This window comes from Streptomyces rectiverticillatus (genome assembly GCF_013394065.1).
Taxonomy (GTDB): domain Bacteria; phylum Actinomycetota; class Actinomycetes; order Streptomycetales; family Streptomycetaceae; genus Streptomyces; species Streptomyces rectiverticillatus.
In genome coordinates this window covers 3,769,312-3,784,902 of record NZ_CP040752.1, presented here as the reverse complement: position 1 = coordinate 3,784,902, position 15,591 = coordinate 3,769,312, and the positions used below count along the sequence as shown (strand labels likewise).

Annotated in this window: 14 protein-coding genes and 2 tRNA genes; 6 read left to right on the top strand and 10 right to left on the bottom strand. The window is 71.0% G+C overall.

Annotation, left to right across the window (positions count from 1 at the left end):
- The first annotated feature begins 9 nt into the window (after positions 1 to 9).
- The 4 genes from gyrA (at position 10) to FGW37_RS16360 (ending at position 4,169) form a co-directional block, all read left to right on the top strand.
- Entirely contained in the window at positions 10 to 2,640 is a 2,631-nt protein-coding gene (gyrA, locus tag FGW37_RS16375) for a DNA gyrase subunit A (RefSeq protein ID WP_179081725.1), read from the top strand.
- 321 nt (positions 2,641 to 2,961) lie between these two features.
- Complete coding sequence (locus tag FGW37_RS16370; RefSeq protein ID WP_425506646.1) at positions 2,962 to 3,708, top strand: DUF3566 domain-containing protein; 747 nt, start codon at positions 2,962 to 2,964, stop codon at positions 3,706 to 3,708.
- Between the two features lie 71 nt (positions 3,709 to 3,779).
- A tRNA-Ile gene (locus tag FGW37_RS16365) sits at positions 3,780 to 3,853 on the top strand.
- 181 nt (positions 3,854 to 4,034) lie between these two features.
- Positions 4,035 to 4,169, top strand: a complete 135-nt coding sequence (locus tag FGW37_RS16360) for a DLW-39 family protein (RefSeq protein ID WP_003958712.1) — start codon at positions 4,035 to 4,037, stop codon at positions 4,167 to 4,169.
- A 105-nt stretch (positions 4,170 to 4,274) separates the two neighbouring features.
- Here the strand turns inward: FGW37_RS16360 and FGW37_RS16355 are convergent, their stop codons facing one another.
- Positions 4,275 to 5,438 carry a serine/threonine-protein kinase gene (locus FGW37_RS16355; RefSeq protein ID WP_179081724.1) on the bottom strand — a complete coding sequence of 388 codons (1,164 nt, stop codon included), beginning with the start codon at positions 5,436 to 5,438 and terminating at the stop codon, positions 4,275 to 4,277.
- Positions 5,439 to 5,451: 13 nt separating this feature from the next.
- Positions 5,452 to 5,997: a helix-turn-helix domain-containing protein gene (locus tag FGW37_RS16350; protein ID WP_179081723.1), complete on the bottom strand. Its 546-nt coding sequence runs from the start codon at positions 5,995 to 5,997 to the stop codon at positions 5,452 to 5,454.
- A 118-nt stretch (positions 5,998 to 6,115) separates the two neighbouring features.
- Between FGW37_RS16350 and FGW37_RS16345 the strand changes: the two genes are divergently transcribed.
- Positions 6,116 to 6,188, top strand: a tRNA-Ala gene (locus FGW37_RS16345).
- 90 nt (positions 6,189 to 6,278) lie between these two features.
- Here the strand turns inward: FGW37_RS16345 and FGW37_RS16340 are convergent.
- Complete coding sequence (locus FGW37_RS16340) at positions 6,279 to 7,331, bottom strand: helix-turn-helix transcriptional regulator (RefSeq protein WP_179081722.1); 1,053 nt, start codon at positions 7,329 to 7,331, stop codon at positions 6,279 to 6,281.
- A 518-nt stretch (positions 7,332 to 7,849) separates the two neighbouring features.
- Here FGW37_RS16340 and FGW37_RS16335 point away from each other — a divergent pair.
- Complete coding sequence (locus tag FGW37_RS16335) at positions 7,850 to 8,491, top strand: hypothetical protein (RefSeq protein ID WP_179081721.1); 642 nt, start codon at positions 7,850 to 7,852, stop codon at positions 8,489 to 8,491.
- Positions 8,492 to 8,557: 66 nt separating this feature from the next.
- Here the strand turns inward: FGW37_RS16335 and FGW37_RS16330 are convergent, their stop codons facing one another.
- The 7 genes from FGW37_RS16330 to FGW37_RS16300 all read right to left on the bottom strand — a co-directional run bounded on the left by FGW37_RS16330 (position 8,558) and on the right by FGW37_RS16300 (position 15,565).
- On the bottom strand, positions 8,558 to 9,538 hold the full coding sequence (locus tag FGW37_RS16330) for a carbohydrate kinase family protein (protein ID WP_179081720.1): 981 nt from the start codon (positions 9,536 to 9,538) through the stop codon (positions 8,558 to 8,560).
- A gap of 32 nt (positions 9,539 to 9,570) precedes the next feature.
- Positions 9,571 to 10,779: a methionine adenosyltransferase gene (gene metK, locus FGW37_RS16325; RefSeq protein WP_179081719.1), complete on the bottom strand. Its 1,209-nt coding sequence runs from the start codon at positions 10,777 to 10,779 to the stop codon at positions 9,571 to 9,573.
- A 74-nt stretch (positions 10,780 to 10,853) separates the two neighbouring features.
- A complete protein-coding gene (locus FGW37_RS16320; RefSeq protein WP_246430411.1) occupies positions 10,854 to 12,437 on the bottom strand; it encodes an AMP-binding protein in 1,584 nt (527 codons plus the stop codon).
- Entirely contained in the window at positions 12,434 to 13,432 is a 999-nt protein-coding gene (locus FGW37_RS16315; protein ID WP_179081718.1) for a methyltransferase, read from the bottom strand. Before FGW37_RS16315 ends, FGW37_RS16320 begins: the two co-directional genes overlap by 4 nt.
- Positions 13,433 to 13,519: 87 nt before the next feature.
- Positions 13,520 to 13,939: a PaaI family thioesterase gene (locus tag FGW37_RS16310; protein ID WP_179081717.1), complete on the bottom strand. Its 420-nt coding sequence runs from the start codon at positions 13,937 to 13,939 to the stop codon at positions 13,520 to 13,522.
- Entirely contained in the window at positions 13,936 to 14,388 is a 453-nt protein-coding gene (locus FGW37_RS16305; protein WP_246430410.1) for a PaaI family thioesterase, read from the bottom strand. Before FGW37_RS16305 ends, FGW37_RS16310 begins: the two co-directional genes overlap by 4 nt.
- Positions 14,369 to 15,565: an acyl-CoA dehydrogenase family protein gene (locus FGW37_RS16300; RefSeq protein ID WP_179081716.1), complete on the bottom strand. Its 1,197-nt coding sequence runs from the start codon at positions 15,563 to 15,565 to the stop codon at positions 14,369 to 14,371. The genes FGW37_RS16305 and FGW37_RS16300 overlap by 20 nt, the downstream gene beginning before the upstream one ends.
- Between the last annotated feature and the right edge of the window lie 26 nt (positions 15,566 to 15,591).

Genomic DNA, 15,591 nt, shown 5'->3' with positions numbered 1-15,591 from the left:
TGAACAGCAATGGCCGACGAGACCCCTGAGACCCCCACTGCTCCCGTGCCCGAGGTGACCCCCGAGGGCGCGCCCGCCCCGCTGGAGGGTGTGGGCATGCGCGTCGAGCCCGTCGGGCTCGAGACGGAGATGCAGCGCTCCTACCTCGACTACGCGATGAGCGTCATCGTCTCGCGTGCGCTGCCCGACGTGCGCGACGGCCTCAAGCCGGTGCACCGCCGCGTGCTCTACGCGATGTACGACGGCGGCTACCGGCCCGAGAAGGGCTTCTACAAGTGCGCCCGCGTCGTCGGTGACGTCATGGGTACGTACCACCCGCACGGCGACGCCTCCATCTACGACGCCCTGGTCCGCCTCGCCCAGCCCTGGGCCATGCGGATGCCGCTGGTGGACTCCAACGGCAACTTCGGCTCCCCGGGCAACGACCCGGCCGCCGCCATGCGGTACACCGAGTGCAAGATGGCGCCGCTGTCCATGGAGATGGTCCGGGACATCGACGAGGAGACCGTCGACTTCCAGGACAACTACGACGGCCGCAACCAGGAGCCGACGGTCCTGCCGGCGCGCTTCCCCAACCTGCTGGTCAACGGCTCCGCCGGCATCGCCGTCGGCATGGCCACCAACATCCCGCCGCACAACCTGCGCGAGGTGGCCGAGGGCGCCCAGTGGTACCTGGCCAACCCGGAGGCCTCGGCCGAGGAGCTGCTGGACGCCCTCGTCGAGCGCATCAAGGGCCCCGACTTCCCGACCGGCGCCCTCGTGGTGGGCCGCAAGGGCATCGAGGAGGCCTACCGCACGGGCCGCGGCTCGATCACCATGCGGGCCGTCGTCGAGGTCGAGGAGATCCAGAACCGCCAGTGCCTGGTGGTCACCGAGCTGCCCTACCAGGTCAACCCGGACAACCTCGCGCAGAAGATCGCCGACCTGGTGAAGGACGGCCGGATCGGCGGCATCGCCGACGTCCGAGACGAGACCTCCTCCCGTACGGGCCAGCGTCTGGTGATCGTCCTCAAGCGGGACGCGGTCGCCAAGGTCGTGCTGAACAACCTCTACAAGCACACCGACCTCCAGACGAACTTCGGCGCCAACATGCTGGCGCTGGTCGACGGCGTGCCGCGCACCCTCTCCCTGGACGCGTTCATCCGCAACTGGGTGACGCACCAGATCGAGGTCATCGTCCGGCGCACCCGCTTCCGGCTGCGCAAGGCCGAGGAGCGCGCCCACATCCTGCGCGGTCTGCTCAAGGCCCTGGACGCCATCGACGAGGTCATCGCGCTCATCCGGCGCAGCCAGACCGTCGACATCGCCCGCGAGGGCCTGATGGGCCTGCTGGAGATCGATGAGATCCAGGCCAACGCGATCCTGGAGATGCAGCTGCGCCGGCTGGCCGCCCTGGAGCGCCAGAAGATCGTGGCGGAGCACGACGAGCTCCAGGCGAAGATCAACGAGTACAACGCGATCCTCGCCTCGCCCGAGCGCCAGCGCCAGATCATCAGCGAGGAACTCACGGCGATCGTCGAGAAGTTCGGCGAGGACCGGCGCTCGGCGCTGGTGCCCTTCGACGGTGACATGTCCATCGAGGACCTGATCGCCGAGGAGGACATCGTCGTCACGATCACGCGTGGCGGCTATGTGAAGCGCACCAAGACCGACGACTACCGCTCGCAGAAGCGCGGCGGCAAGGGCGTGCGGGGCACGAAGCTCAAGGAAGACGACATCGTCGACCACTTCTTCGTCTCCACCACCCACCACTGGCTGCTGTTCTTCACGAACAAGGGCCGGGTCTACCGCGCCAAGGCCTACGAGCTGCCGGACGCCGGCCGTGACGCCCGCGGCCAGCACGTGGCCAACCTGCTGGCCTTCCAGCCGGACGAGAAGATCGCCCAGATCCTCGCCGTCCGCGACTACGCCGTCGCGCCGTACCTGGTGCTCGCCACCAAGTCGGGCCTGGTGAAGAAGACCCCGCTCAAGGACTACGACTCCCCGCGGTCCGGCGGCGTCATCGCCATCAACCTGCGCGAGACGGACAGCGGCGCCGAGGACGAGCTGATCGGTGCCGAGCTGGTATCCGCCGCGGACGACCTGCTGCTGATCAGCAAGAAGGCCCAGTCGATCCGCTTCACCGCTACGGATGAAGCGCTCCGTCCGATGGGCCGGGCCACCTCCGGCGTCAAGGGCATGAGCTTCCGCGAAGGCGACGAGCTGCTCTCCATGAGCGTCGTGCGCCCGGGGACGTTCGTCTTCACCGCCACCGACGGTGGTTACGCGAAGCGGTCGAACGTGGACGAGTACCGCGTTCAGGGTCGCGGCGGCCTCGGTATCAAGGCGGCCAAGATCGTGGAGGATCGTGGCTCGCTGGTCGGTGCGCTGGTGGTCGAGGAGACCGACGAGATCCTTGCCATTACGCTCGGCGGCGGCGTGATCCGTACCCGGGTCAACGAGGTCAGGGAGACGGGCCGTGACACCATGGGCGTCCAGCTGATCAACTTGGGCAAGCGCGATGCCGTTGTGGGCATCGCACGGAACGCCGAAGCCGGTCGCGAGGCTGAAGAGGTCGATGAGCCGGCCGATGCAGTCGAGGGCGACGGAGCTGAGGGTGCCGAGGGCGCATCCGCCCCGGCAGGGAACATCGAGGAGTAAGTCGTGAGTCGAGCCACGGGCGCCGCGGCAAGCGGTGCAGGTGCCGAGCGCAGCACTACCGCCGCACCTGCTACCGATGAGGCCGGCGCCCGTGGCTCCGGCGCGGACGCCGACTCCCGAGGGGGCACGTTGACGGACACCCGCAAGCCGGAGCCGTACCACCCGCCGAAGGCGTACGAGCCGCCGTCCGGTTCCGCCGGCGCCGAGCCGGCCGGGGCCGGGGAGGCCGCCGGATCCGCCGACGCCGGGAAGCCGGCCAAGGCGGCGAAGGCCGCCAAGGACGGAAAGGCCGCGAGCTCCAAGGCTGCGCAGTCCGCAGACGTGAAGGCCGCCGAGGCCGGGAAGGCTGCATCCGTGGCAGACGAGGCTGAGAGCGTGAAAGCCGGGGAAAACGGGGGCAAGCCGGCGGCGAAGGGCTCGGTGAAGGGCTCGGCGAAGGCCGCTTCGGCCGACCCGCGCAACGCCGTCAAGGCTCCGCCCCGGATCCCCGGCCAGGACGGCTCCAAGGCCCCGGCGGGTGCCCTGAAGAAGGGCGCCCCCGCCAAGGGCTCCCAGGCGCCCCAGGCGGCCCCGCAGGGGGCCGGGAAGCCCGGTGGGGCGGTGGGCTCCGTCCCGCGTCCGGCGGCCCCGCAGGGCGCCGCACGCACCGGTGGTGCGGCAGGCGCCGCGCCGCGCCCCGCGGGCCGTCCGGAGCCGCGTACGCGTACGGCACGGCTGCGGGTGGCCAAGGCCGATCCGTGGTCGGTGATGAAGGTCAGCTTCCTGCTGTCGATCGCGCTGGGCGTGTGCACGATCGTGGCGGCGGCCGTGCTGTGGACGGTCATGGACGCCATGGGTGTCTTCTCGACCGTCGGCGGCACCATCAGCGATGCGACGAGCTCCAGTGACGGCGGCGGCTTCGATCTGCAGTCGTTCCTGTCGCTGCCGCACACCCTGCTCTTCACCTCGGTCATCGCGGTGATCAACGTGGTGCTGGCCACCGCGCTGGCCACGCTGGGGTCCTTCATCTACAACCTCTCGGCGGGTTTCGTGGGCGGCGTGGAGCTCACGCTGGCCGAGGACGAATAGCGCAGGCCGGGGCCCGGTCCGACACGATTTTGGGACTGGGCCCCGAGTGCGCTAATCTTTCGGTGTCGCGCGGGGCTATAGCTCAGACGGTTAGAGCGCTTCCCTGATAAGGAAGAGGCCACAGGTTCAAGTCCTGTTAGCCCCACCGCACGATCGGCCCGGTCGGAGATTTCTCCGCCCGGGCCGATCTGTTTTCGCCGGACGGGCAGTTGGGCCCGCGGCCGGATCGCGGACCGGACACCGCACAGGTCACCGATCGGTATCGGCCGGTGTGTATCATCGGCCACCAGAGGTCCCCTTACGTCAAGGAAAGACGAGGTCGCGCGGTGAAGAAGCTCCTCCTGGTCGCACTGGCCGCCATCGGCGGGCTCCTCGTGTACCGCCAGATCCAGGCGGATCGCGCCGAGCAGGACCTGTGGACGGAGGCGACCGACTCCGTGCCCGCAGGTTCGGGTGTGTGAGACAAAACGAGTCCTGAGCAGGGCCCCGGCCGACACGGCCGGGGCCCTGTTGTTTTCGGCCACCCTGCAGTTTTCAACTGCAAATAATTGGGTTGCGAAAGCAACCTATGCGGCGGTGAGGGCCCAGATGCCGATCCCCAGGCAGAACAGGGCCACGATCAGGACCGGCACGGCCACCTTCGCGGGCGGACCGGGCCGGAGGGCCCGGTGCCGTACGGGCCCCACCGGCGCGTACGCGCGCGTGGCCGGTGGCGGGGGCTGCACGGGCGAGAGTGGTGCCGGCGGGAGCTGCGCCGGAGAGAGCTGGGCCGAAGGCAGGGGCGCCGGCAGGCGGGCCGGCGGAGTGGGGGGATAGGCCGGCAGGGGCGGCGGCACGGGGACGGGCGCGTGCGCCGGGCCCTGCGGCCCGAACCCCGCGGGCAGCGGGCCGAGCTGGTCGAAGACTTCGATGGGCTCCTCGGCCGGGGCGGGGCAGTCCATCATCTCCGCGGTCGCGGCGAGCGCCTTGCGCGCCCCTGTGGCCGTACGGAAGCGCAGCCCCGGCTCGGGCTGCAGGAGGCACGCAATCACCTGCCAGAGGGGCTCGGGGACCTCTTCCGGGGCGCAGGGCGTGCCGTGCTCGGTGAAGCGCTCCATGAGCGCCTCGGCGTCGGGCTTACGGCCGGTGAGGAGGTACAGCGCCGTCAGGCCGACCGCATAGAGGTCGGCCGGGAAATCGGGCTCTTCGCCCAGCATTTGCTCCGGGGCGAAATAACCGGGGGTGCCCATCACGTAGTTGGCGTCGGTGAGGCGCGGTTCGCCCTTGCGCATGGCGATGCCGAAGTCGGAGAGGCGCACGTGGGGCCGGCCGGTGCCGGTGGCCTCCAGCAGGACGTTGGCGGGCTTGATGTCCCGGTGCACCACGCCTTCCGCGTGCACCGCGGCGAGGCCGGAGAGCAGCTGGTCCAGCAGGACGCACACGTAGTGCGGCGGCAAGGGCCCGTAGTCGCCGATGAGATGGGCGAGGGAGCCGCCGCTCACCACGTCCATGGTGAACAGCACCTTGTCGTCGTCGGCCGCCCAGCTCATCGGTGCGACCACGTGGGGGTGGTCGATCCGTAAGCCCTGCTCGCGGACGAACCTCAGCAGGGTGTGGGCGTCGCTCTGCTGGAGGACCTTGGCCGCCACGTAGCGGCGGCGGCGCCGGTCCCAGGCCCGCCAGACGGCCCCCACCCCGCCCCGGCCGATCGGGTCCACCAGCTCGTACCGCCCGGCGAAGAGCTCACCCATCGCGTGCGCGCGGTCAGCTCTGGTGGGCCTCGTAGTGCGCGACCGCCTCGGCGGTCCGCCCGGCGCCGTACACCCGCAGGAATTCGGCCAGTTCGGGGTGGGTGGGGCCGAGGCTCTGCGCGGCCTCGATGATGTCGCCCGCGCCGGCCACGGAGCGCAGCAGCGACTGGATCTCGCGGACCACCCGGCGGACGGTCGGCGCACCGCTGCTGGCCGTCGTCTGCGTGGAGTTCAGGACGGAGCCGCCCGAGCTCTTCTTGACCTCCTCCATCCGGTCCGCGGCCTCCGCGGCGCTCACGGTGCCGTCCGCGACCTGGCTGGAGAGCTCCTGAAGGGCCTGGACCCGCTGGACCACCGCGGGGTTGCCGATCTTCGCGCGCTGGCCGCTCATCAGCTGCGAGAGCATCGGCGCGGACAGGCCGAGCACGGAGGCGAGGCGGGCCTGATTGAGGCCGAGGTCGTCGATGAGCCGGCGGAAGAGCGCCCCCAGAGGCTCTCCGTACCAGCTCCGCTGCAGCTCCCGTGCGCGGGCGGTGGCTTCCTGCTGTGCTGCGTCCATCTCGCTCTCCCCTTCGCTTCGCTGCAGCGAATCTTGCGGTGCATCCTACGGAGAGTGCTGGGCCCCGGCGATACCCGGTCGGAAAAGAGCGTGGGTACCGGGTAGTCTGGTCGGCGACGGGGCCTTAGCTCAGTTGGTAGAGCGCTGTCTTTGCATGGCAGATGTCAGGGGTTCGACTCCCCTAGGCTCCACAAACAATCCCCTCTGACCTGCGGAAACGCGGGACAGGGGGGATTTTTTCACGCGTGGGGCCGGGCAGTGCCGCGGGCATGTGCCGCCCGTCAGTCGTCCAGCAGGCCGGCGCGGCGGGCGTAGCTTCCCGCCTGGAAACGGCTCTGTGCGCCGAGTTCGGTGAGCAGCTCGGTGACGTGCCGCCGGTAGGTGGTGACGGACATCGCGAGCCTGCGGGCCGCCATCTCGTCCTTCATCCCGGACTCCAGGAGTTCGAGGACGGACCGGCGCAGTTCGTCCTTGGCGGAGCCGTCGTCGCTCGCCCCGGTGAACGGCCGCGCGGACTCCCAGGCGCTCTCCCAGGACCGGTAGAGGAAGCGCACCAGCGAGGGGTCCCGGACGGCCAGCGCGCCCTTGCCGTCCTCGGAGGAGCTGCTGTGGTCGGCGAGGACGGCCGTGGTGGCGTCGAAGAAGAGGACCCGGTCGGGCACGTGTCCCATGGTGCGGACCTGGGCGCCGAGCGCCACCATCCTGCTCAGGTGCTGGCGCATGTAGGCGTGGGAGAGCACCGAGTGGGGGTAGACGGTGCGCAGGAGCACGCCGCGGCCGATCGTCTCGGTGGTGCGCTGCAGGCCCTCCTCCAGGGTCGCGGGGGCGGGCAGGTCGGGGTGGGCGGCGGCGACTTCGACGCGGGCGGCGGCGGACAGGCGCGCGAGGGCGGCGCGGACGGCGTCGAGGGTGGTCAGGTACTCGATGGGGGTCCGGGTGAAGTGGCCGTGCCAGGACTCCTCGAAGACCGGCTTCATCGCCCTCACGTGCGTGCTCATCCGCTCGGACTCGCGGTGGAGTTGCTGGATCTGCGACTCGATCGGACCGGTGACGTGGGTGACCGCGACGTCGGGGCTGCGGGGGGCGTACGCGGTGTCGCTGTCGCAGGCCGCCGACCCCGTGGGCCGGGCCGCTTCCGGAGCGTCCTCGGCGGGGTGGAGCAGGTGCAGCCGGGAGAGTTCGTCCACCGCGGCGCAGACCTCGGCTCCGGGTACGTCGAGGTGGAGCGCCGCGTCGCGCGGCCGGAGCCGGCCGTGCTCCAGGGCCATGCGGTAGAGCAGTACATGGAGGTCACCGAGAGGCGAGAGGGGCGCCTCTGTAGCGATTTTGTCCATTTTCTTCTCAATCGTCGGCTCGGTGGAGGGTGAAGAGAACTCGCTGACGACTTCTCGCCATAGGGCGCTTATGGCGCCCGGTCCGGTTTCCGGGGCACCGTGGGGGTAACGGGAAGTGGCGTCCGGAACGCCACTGCATAACCGGGGGGATTTGACGTGAAGTTTAATTTTGCTATTTCTGCATTCAAGGCCGAGGTCGGCATTGCCGGGGGGTTCGGGGGCGGCTCCGTGGCAGGCCAGGACGGCACCGACGACATCATCTGGCAGAGTCAGCCCTGGTAGGCCCGGTGGTTGGGCAGGCTTCGTGCTGCGGAAACAATCCATTCATGGAAATCCGCAGCGCTGTCCCGGTCATCTGATCCGACGTCCCTCCCCAGTCGACCGTTCTTTCGGCCTTCACAGACCCTACCGGTGGCCTTTCCGAAAAGGAATGGGATTCGTCGGCAGGTAACCGTCTCTGCTCTTTGAGTAACCGGCTCCGCTTCTCGGCTTCGCCGGACGGAGCGGGAGGAGGCACTGTGAATCGCACACTCCCCGCGCGTGACGAAGTGCACGTGTGGTTCTGCGACGCGGCCCGCTCGGGCGGGCGCCACGCGGACGCGATCGGCGACATCGCGCTGCTGTCGCGCGAGGAGAAGATCCGGTGCGCCCGCATCACGCGCCCGGCGGAGCGCCGCGGTTTCGCGGCGGCCCGCGCCGGTGCGCGGCGCGTGCTGGCCGACCTCGTGGGGGCCGCTCCGGAGACGATCGACATGTCCGCCGGGATGTGGGTGTCCGCGGGGCGGGGCCTGCAGGAGGACGCACCGGCGGTTTACGCGGGGCCGTGCTCGACGCCCCTGGTCCTGGACCTCGTCTGGTCCGCGGACGCCTGGGTGCTCGGGCTCTCCGCCGGGATCCGGCTCTGTCTGGCGCTCGAGCGGGTCGAAGGCCCCGCGTCCGCGGCGTCCGCCCGGGAGCGGGTCCGGCGGAAAGCGCTGGCCAGGCTCTCCGGCGCCGAACGCACCACTGCGGTGCAGGGGGCGGCGGGTGATTTCTCGGTGTACGACGTGCCGACGCCGGGTTCCGCCGTCGCCGCCGTCGCCGCCGTCGCCTGTTCCGGCCGGCACCGCCGGACCGGTGGGCCGTCCCTCCTTCTGAGAGAGGTGCCCGTTGCCACGTGAATTCCCGGGGACGTGATGAGAAAGGGCTCTCCGCCCGCGCACACCGCGCGGGCGGAGAGCCCTTTTTCACACCCCTGTCAGCCGCAGCTCCAGGTCGGCAGCCGCGGCCGGCCCGTAGGCGTCGGCCGCGCGGCCCACGAGGTCCGCGGGCACGAGCTTGTACTCCTGGGTGCCGGTGGACTCCAGGACGGTGGTGGCCAGGGTGCAGCCGAGCTGGGCGGCCCGTTCGGCCGTCCAGCCCCAGGCGGTTCCGGCGAGGAACCCGGAGCGGAACGCGTCCCCCGCGCCCGTCGGGTCGGCGATCGCGCCCGCCGGGACCGCGGGGACGGGCACGGGGTCTTCGCCGGCCCGGGCGAGCACCGCGCCGTCGGCCCCGAGCGTGGTGATCCACATGCCGACGCGGCCCAGCACCTGCTGCGCGGTCCAGCCCGTCCGCTCCTTGAGCAGAGCGGCCTCGTACTCGTTGGTGAACAGGAAGCGGGCGCCGTCCACGAGGGACCGGGTCTGGTCCGCGTCGAGCCGGGCCAGCTGCTGGGACGGGTCGGCCGCGACCGCGACGCCCAGGCGGTGGGCGGCGGCCGTGTGCCGGAGCATGGCGGCCGGGTCGTCCGCGCCGACGAGGACGAGGTCGAGCCGCCCGGCGCGCCGGGCCACCTCGGCCAGGTCGATCTCGCGGGCCTCGGCCATGGCACCGGCGTAGAAGGTGGCGATCTGGTTCTGGTCGGCGTCCGTGGTGCAGACGAAGCGGGCCGTGTGCAGGGACTCGCTGACCCGGACCGACCCGGTGTCCACGCCACCGGCGCGCAACCAGGCCTCGTACTCGGCGAAGTCGACGCCGGCCGCGCCGACGAGCAGGGGCCGCAGGCCGAGGCGGCCCAGGCCGAAGGAGATGTTGGCCGCCACACCGCCCCTGCGGACTTCGAGGTGGTCGACGAGGAAGGACAGGGACACCTTGTCGAGCTGCTCGGTGATGAGCTGGTCGGCGAAGCGTCCGGGGAAGACCATCAGGTGGTCGGTGGCTATCGAACCGGTGACTGCGATGCGCACGGGAGCTGTCTCCTTGCCTGCGGCTCGGCTGGTCACGCCCCTGCGGCCTTCTTCAGGGCGGCGACGCGGTCGGTGCGTTCCCAGGTGAAGTCCGGGAGTTCACGGCCGAAGTGGCCGTAGGCGGCGGTCTGCGCGTAGATCGGGCGGAGGAGGTCGAGGTCGCGGATGATCGCGGCGGGGCGGAGGTCGAAGACCTCGGCGATCGCGGTCTCGATCTTGTCGGTGTCGATGGTGTTCGTACCGAAGGTCTCGACGAACAGGCCGACGGGCTCGGCCTTGCCGATCGCGTACGCGACCTGGACCTCGCAGCGGGACGCCAGGCCTGCGGCGACGACGTTCTTGGCGACCCAGCGCATCGCGTAGGCGGCCGAGCGGTCGACCTTGGACGGGTCCTTGCCCGAGAACGCACCGCCACCGTGGCGGGCCATGCCGCCGTACGTGTCGATGATGATCTTCCGGCCCGTCAGACCCGCGTCACCCATCGGGCCGCCGATCTCGAAACGACCGGTGGGGTTCACCAGGAGGCGGTAGCCGTCGGTGTCGAGCTTGATGCCGTCCTCCACCAGTTCCTTGAGGACGTGCTCGACGACGAACTTACGGATGTCGGGAGCGAGGAGGGAATCCAGGTCGACGTCGGAGGCGTGCTGCGAGGACACCACGACCGTGTCGAGGCGGACGGCCTTGTCGCCGTCGTACTCGATCGTCACCTGTGTCTTGCCGTCCGGCCGCAGATAGGGAACGGTCCCGTCCTTGCGGACCTCCGACAGACGGCGCGAGAGCCGGTGTGCCAGGTGGATCGGCAGCGGCATCAGCTCGGGCGTCTCGTCGCAGGCGTAGCCGAACATCAGGCCCTGGTCACCGGCGCCCTGACGGTCGAGCTCGTCCTCATCACCCTCGACGCGGGTCTCGTAGGCCGTGTCGACACCCTGAGCGATGTCCGGCGACTGCGCACCGATCGACACCGACACACCGCACGAAGAACCGTCGAAACCCTTCCTGGACGAGTCGTAGCCGATGTCCAGGATCTTCTTGCGGACCAGGCCGGGGATGTCGGCGTAGGCCCTGGTCGTCACCTCGCCGGCGATGTGCACCAGGCCGGTGGTGAGGAGTGTCTCCACGGCTACCCGGGAGCCCGGGTCCTCCTTCAGGAGGGCGTCGAGGATGGTGTCGCTGATCTGGTCGGCGATCTTGTCGGGGTGACCCTCGGTCACGGACTCCGAAGTGAACAGGCGGCGGGACATCCACTCATCCTTTTCTTGAATTCCGGGTCGGTAAGGCGGGCGGCTCACTCAAAGGGGATTCGTTCAGGGGCGGTTCACCCGGATCGGGGGGCGGCGGGGAGCGCCGAGGCCCGTTCGCGCAGCAGGTTCTTCTGCAATTTGCCCGTCGACGTCGTGGGGAGCTGCCCGAAGACGATCCGGCTCGGTGCCTTGAACCGGGCGAGGCGGGCGCGCACGAATGCGATGAGCTCCTCCTCGCCGACGGAGCCTCCGGGGCGGCGGGAGACGAAGGCGACGGGGACCTCGCCCCAGACCGCGTGCGGGCCCGCCACCACGGCTGCTTCGGCCACCTCGGGGTGCGCGGTCAGCGCGTTCTCGACCTCGACCGAGGTGATGTTCTCGCCGCCGGAGATGATGACGTCCTTGGCGCGGTCGCGGATCTCGACGTAGCCGTCGGGGTGGTGCACGGCGAGGTCCCCGGTGCGGAACCACCCTCCGGCCGAGGCCTCGGCGGTGGCCTGCTCGTCGCGGTAGTAGCCCAGCATGACGTTGTTGCCGCGGAGGAGGATCTCGCCGATCGTCTCGCCGTCGGCGGGCACGTCGTCTCCGTTGCGGTCGACGACGCGCGCGGGTTCCCCGACGACGTTGGCGACGCCCTGCCGGCCGGCCTTGCGGACGCGGTCCTCGGGGGCTAGGGCGGTCCATTCGGGCTGCTGGATGCCGAGCAGCGCGTTGCCGAACGTTTCGGTGAGCCCGTAGAAGTGCGTGACGTCCAGGCCCAGTCCGGTCATCCGCGCCAGCAGGGCCGGCCGGGGCGGTGCGCCGCCCGCGAAGATCCGTACGGGGTGCGGGACGGTGGCCGCGTCCGGGTGGTCGGCGAGCATGGTGAGCACGGTCGGGGCCGCGCAGAGGTGGGTGACGCCGTCGGACAGGAGCGCCCGCCAGACCTCGGCGGGGTCGACCTTGCGCAGGCAGTGGTGCACGCCGCCCGCCGCGGTGACCGCCCAGGGGAAACACCATCCGTTGGTGTGGAACATGGGCAGCGTCCACAGGTAGCGCGAGGCCGTGTCCATCCGGGTGTGGAAGGCCATGGCCAGCGCATTGAGGTAGGCGCCCCGGTGGTGGTACATCACGCCTTTCGGGCGCCCGGTGGTGCCGCTGGTGTAGTTGACGGACAGCAGCCCGCGCTCGTCGGTGACCTCGACCCGGTGCGGCGCGGCCGCGGCGACCGCCTCGTCGTAGCGGTCCGAGCCGATCACGGCCGGGCGTTCGGCGAGCAGGCCGAGCGCGTTCTCCAGGCGGGGCAGGAGCTCGGTGTCGGCCAGCACCAGGCGGGCGCCGCTGTGTTCGAGGATGTAGGCGATCTCGGCGGGGGCCAGCCGGGTGTTGAGGGCGACGAGCACCGCACCGGCCAGGGGGACCCCGTAGTGCGCTTCGAGCATCAGGTGGGTGTTCGGGGCGAGGACGCACACCCGGTCGCCCGGCCGGACGCCGTTCTCCGCGAGCAGCCCCGCCAGCCGCTGGGAGCGGTCCCACAGCTGCGCGTACGTGCACCGGAAGTCGCCGTCGACGACGGCGGGGCGGTCGGCGAACACGGCGGCGGCGCGGCGCAGGAAGGAGACCGGCGTCAGCTCGGTGAAGGCGTGACCCGGTGCGCCGGCCGCCGCCGGCACCGTCACGCGCGCCTCGCGACGATGGCGAACATGTCCAGGGAGAGCGGGAGGACGGAGTGCAGGGCGAGGCCGGACTGCGCGAACAGGTCCGCGTACTCCTTCTCGCTGCGCTCGGTGCCGCCGACGAGGACCATCATCTGCAGGTCGAACCAGAGCCCGAGGGAGGATTCGCCGGTCGGCGGGATCGTGCGCTCCAGCACGATGACGGTGCCGTCCGGGTTCATGGCGTCATGGCAGCGCTTGAGCAGGTCGACGCAGGACTCGTCGGAACGGCTGTGCAGGATGCGCGACCACAGGTAGACGTCGCCGCCGGTGGGGAGCGCAGCGGTGTAGTCGCCCTCGGCGTAGGAGACGCGGTCCGTGAGCCCGCGGTCCGCCATGGCGGCCTTCGCGGCCTCGATCACGTGTGCCTGGTCGAAGAGCACGCCCTCGACGTGGGGTGCGGCCTTCAGGACCTCGGAGAGCAGGGCGCCGGTGCCGCCCGCGATGTCGACGACGGTGCGCGCCGACGAGAAGTCGAAGACCTGCGGCAGGTCGCGGAAGAACGCGCCGCCGGCCATGGTGCCGTCGAACCGGCGGGCGGACTCCTGGTTGGCGGTGAAGTACGGGTACATCGAGGCGCCGAAGGTGGCCTCGAACGCGGGCTGGCCCGTCTTGACGTTGTGGAGCAGGTTTCCCCAGGTCTCGTAGAACTCCTCGCCGTACATCAGGGTGAGGTCGCGCAGGGAGTCGGGCGCGTCCTCCTTGAGGAGCTCGCCGGCCGGGGTGAGCGAGAAGCCGCTCTCGTCGTCGCCCTGCAGGATGCCGAGGCCGGTGAGGAAGCGCATGAGCTGGAACAGCGAGCGCTCGTGGGAGCCGGTGGCCTCGGCGAGCTCGCGGCTGGTGGTCAGGCCGCTCTCGATGTGCTCGGGGAGACCCAGCTTGGTGGCCACGTAGACACTCTGCGAGGCCCAGTAGCCGATCATCAGGTCCAGAACCTTGCGGGACGGTGACGCAGTCATTGCATGGCCTTTCGGGGAACGTGCCGGATCACCGGCGGTTTCGCTGCTGTACGGGAGTGGAGCGGTGGGGGCCCGCTGCGAGGCCTGCTACGAGGCCCGCTTCGGGACGTTCTGCAGCCGCAGCTGTCCGCGGGCCAGGAGGGGGCCGGTGCCGCCTGCGGCCGTGATCTCCACGGACCACACCTGCTGGAGCTCGCCCTGGAACACCGGGTGCGCGGTGACGAGGGCCGGGCCGCCGGTCGTCGTGACGAACACGTCCGTCGCGTTGTGCACGCCCACGGCGAAGAGGCCGCGGTCCGCGACGGCCTTCGAGGCGCCGACGCTGGCCGCCCGTTCGACGACGGTGCTGTGGACGCCGCCGTGCACGACGCCCCAGGGGCCGTGGTGCTGCGGGCCGAGCTCGATCCGGCCCCGGACGCCGTCGCCCGCGACCTCGTCGAACTCCAGGCCCAGCGCCACCAGGAAGCGGCTCGCGGTGTCGAGGCTCAGGGCGGGGAATGCGGTCATGCCTGCTCCTGTCCCGTGCCGGCGTCGGTGTTCTGCAGCCGCACCTGGCCGCGGGCGAGGGGCTGTTCGTCGGAGACGGTGACCACCCAGATTTGCTGCGTACGGCCCTGGTGCACGGCTTCGGCGACGACCTCGGCCCGGCCCTCGGTCCGCGAGCGCAGCAGGTCGGTGGAGACGTGCACGGCCACGGCGTGCCGGCCGGGGCCGGCCGCCGCCGACGCCCCGAAGGAGGCCGCGCTCTCGACGGCGGTGGTGTAGACGCCGCCGTTGACGATGCCCCACGGGGTGTGGTGGTCCGGTCCGAGGTCGATGTGGCCGCGGACGCGGGTGGGGCTCACTTCGGTGACGACCAGCCCGGCCGCCGCGACGAAGGCGCTCTCGGGCGGCTGCGTCTGCGGCAGTTGCTGCGGCTTCGTCTGCGGCCACTGGTCAGCGGAAGGCCTGGACACCGGTCACCGCCTTGCCGATGGAGAGCAGGTGCATCTCCTCGGTGCCTTCGTACGTGAGCACCGTCTCCAGGTTCACCATGTGCCGGAACACCGGGTACTCCAGGGTGATCCCGTTGCCGCCCAGGATCGTCCGGGCGCTGCGGGCGATGTCGAGCGCCGCGCGCACGTTGGCCAGCTTGCCCACGCTGATCTGCGCGGGGTCCAGGCGGCCGGCGTCCTTGAGCCGGCCGAGCCGGGCGGCCAGCAGGGACGCCTGGGCGACCTGCACGGCCATCTCCGACAGCTTCCGCTGGGTGAGCTGGAAGCCGGCCAGGGGACGGCCGAACTGCTCGCGCTGGCCGGCGTACTCCAGGGCCGTCTCGTAGCAGGCGCGGGCGGCGCCCACAGCGCCCCAGATGATCCCGAAGCGGGCCTCGCCCAGGCAGCTCAGCGGCCCGGAGAGGCCCTGGGCGCCCGGCAGGACCGCGTCGGCGGGCAGGCGCACCCCGTCGAGGACGAGCTCGCCGGTCACCGAGACGCGCAGCGACAGCTTCCGGGTGATCTTGTTGACGGTGAAGCCGGGCGTGCCGACGGGGACGACGAAGCCGCGGATGCCCTTCGCGCCCCGCTCGGGGTCGGTCTGCGCCCACACCACGGCCACGTCGGCGAACGGGCTGTTGGTGATCCACATCTTCGAGCCGTCGAGCACCCAGTCGTCGCCGTCGCGGCGGGCGCGGGTGCGCATGGCGCTCGGGTCCGAGCCGGCGTCCGGCTCCGTCAGGCCGAAGCAGCCGACGGCCTCGCCCGCGGCCATGGCCGGCAGCCACCGCTGCTTCTGCTCCTCCGAGCCCCACCGGTGGATGGCGTACATGGCCAGCGAGCCCTGGGTGGAGACGAAGGAGCGCAGTCCCGAGTCGACGGCCTCCAGCTCCCGGCAGGCCACCCCGTACGCCGTGGCGCCGGTGCCCGCACAGCCGTAGCCGTCGAGGTGCATGCCGAGCAGCCCCAGCGACCCGAGGTGCTTGACGACCTCGCGCGGCATGGTGTCGGCCTCGAACCACTCGGCGACGTGCGGGGCGAGCTCGGTCCGGGCGAAGGCCCGTACGGTGTCCCTGATGTCCCGCTCGGTCTCGCCGAGCTCGTCGTCGACCGCGAGGATGTCCACGGGGTCCAGTTCCGCGGCGGAAAGCGGACTCATGATGACTTCTTTCTTGTGTCAGGTTT

Bases quoted from the DNA above. Each gene is read 5' to 3' on its own strand.
- gyrA (WP_179081725.1), top strand. From the start codon at position 10: ATGGCCGACGAGACCCCTGAGACCCCCACTGCTCCCGTGCCCGAGGTG.
- FGW37_RS16355 (WP_179081724.1), bottom strand. From the start codon at position 5,438: ATGGGTGAGCTCTTCGCCGGGCGGTACGAGCTGGTGGACCCGATCGGC.
- FGW37_RS16350 (WP_179081723.1), bottom strand. From the start codon at position 5,997: ATGGACGCAGCACAGCAGGAAGCCACCGCCCGCGCACGGGAGCTGCAG.
- FGW37_RS16340 (WP_179081722.1), bottom strand. From the start codon at position 7,331: ATGGACAAAATCGCTACAGAGGCGCCCCTCTCGCCTCTCGGTGACCTC.
- metK (WP_179081719.1), bottom strand. From the start codon at position 10,779: ATGTCCCGCCGCCTGTTCACTTCGGAGTCCGTGACCGAGGGTCACCCC.
- FGW37_RS16315 (WP_179081718.1), bottom strand. From the start codon at position 13,432: ATGACTGCGTCACCGTCCCGCAAGGTTCTGGACCTGATGATCGGCTAC.
- FGW37_RS16310 (WP_179081717.1), bottom strand. From the start codon at position 13,939: ATGACCGCATTCCCCGCCCTGAGCCTCGACACCGCGAGCCGCTTCCTG.
- FGW37_RS16300 (WP_179081716.1), bottom strand. From the start codon at position 15,565: ATGAGTCCGCTTTCCGCCGCGGAACTGGACCCCGTGGACATCCTCGCG.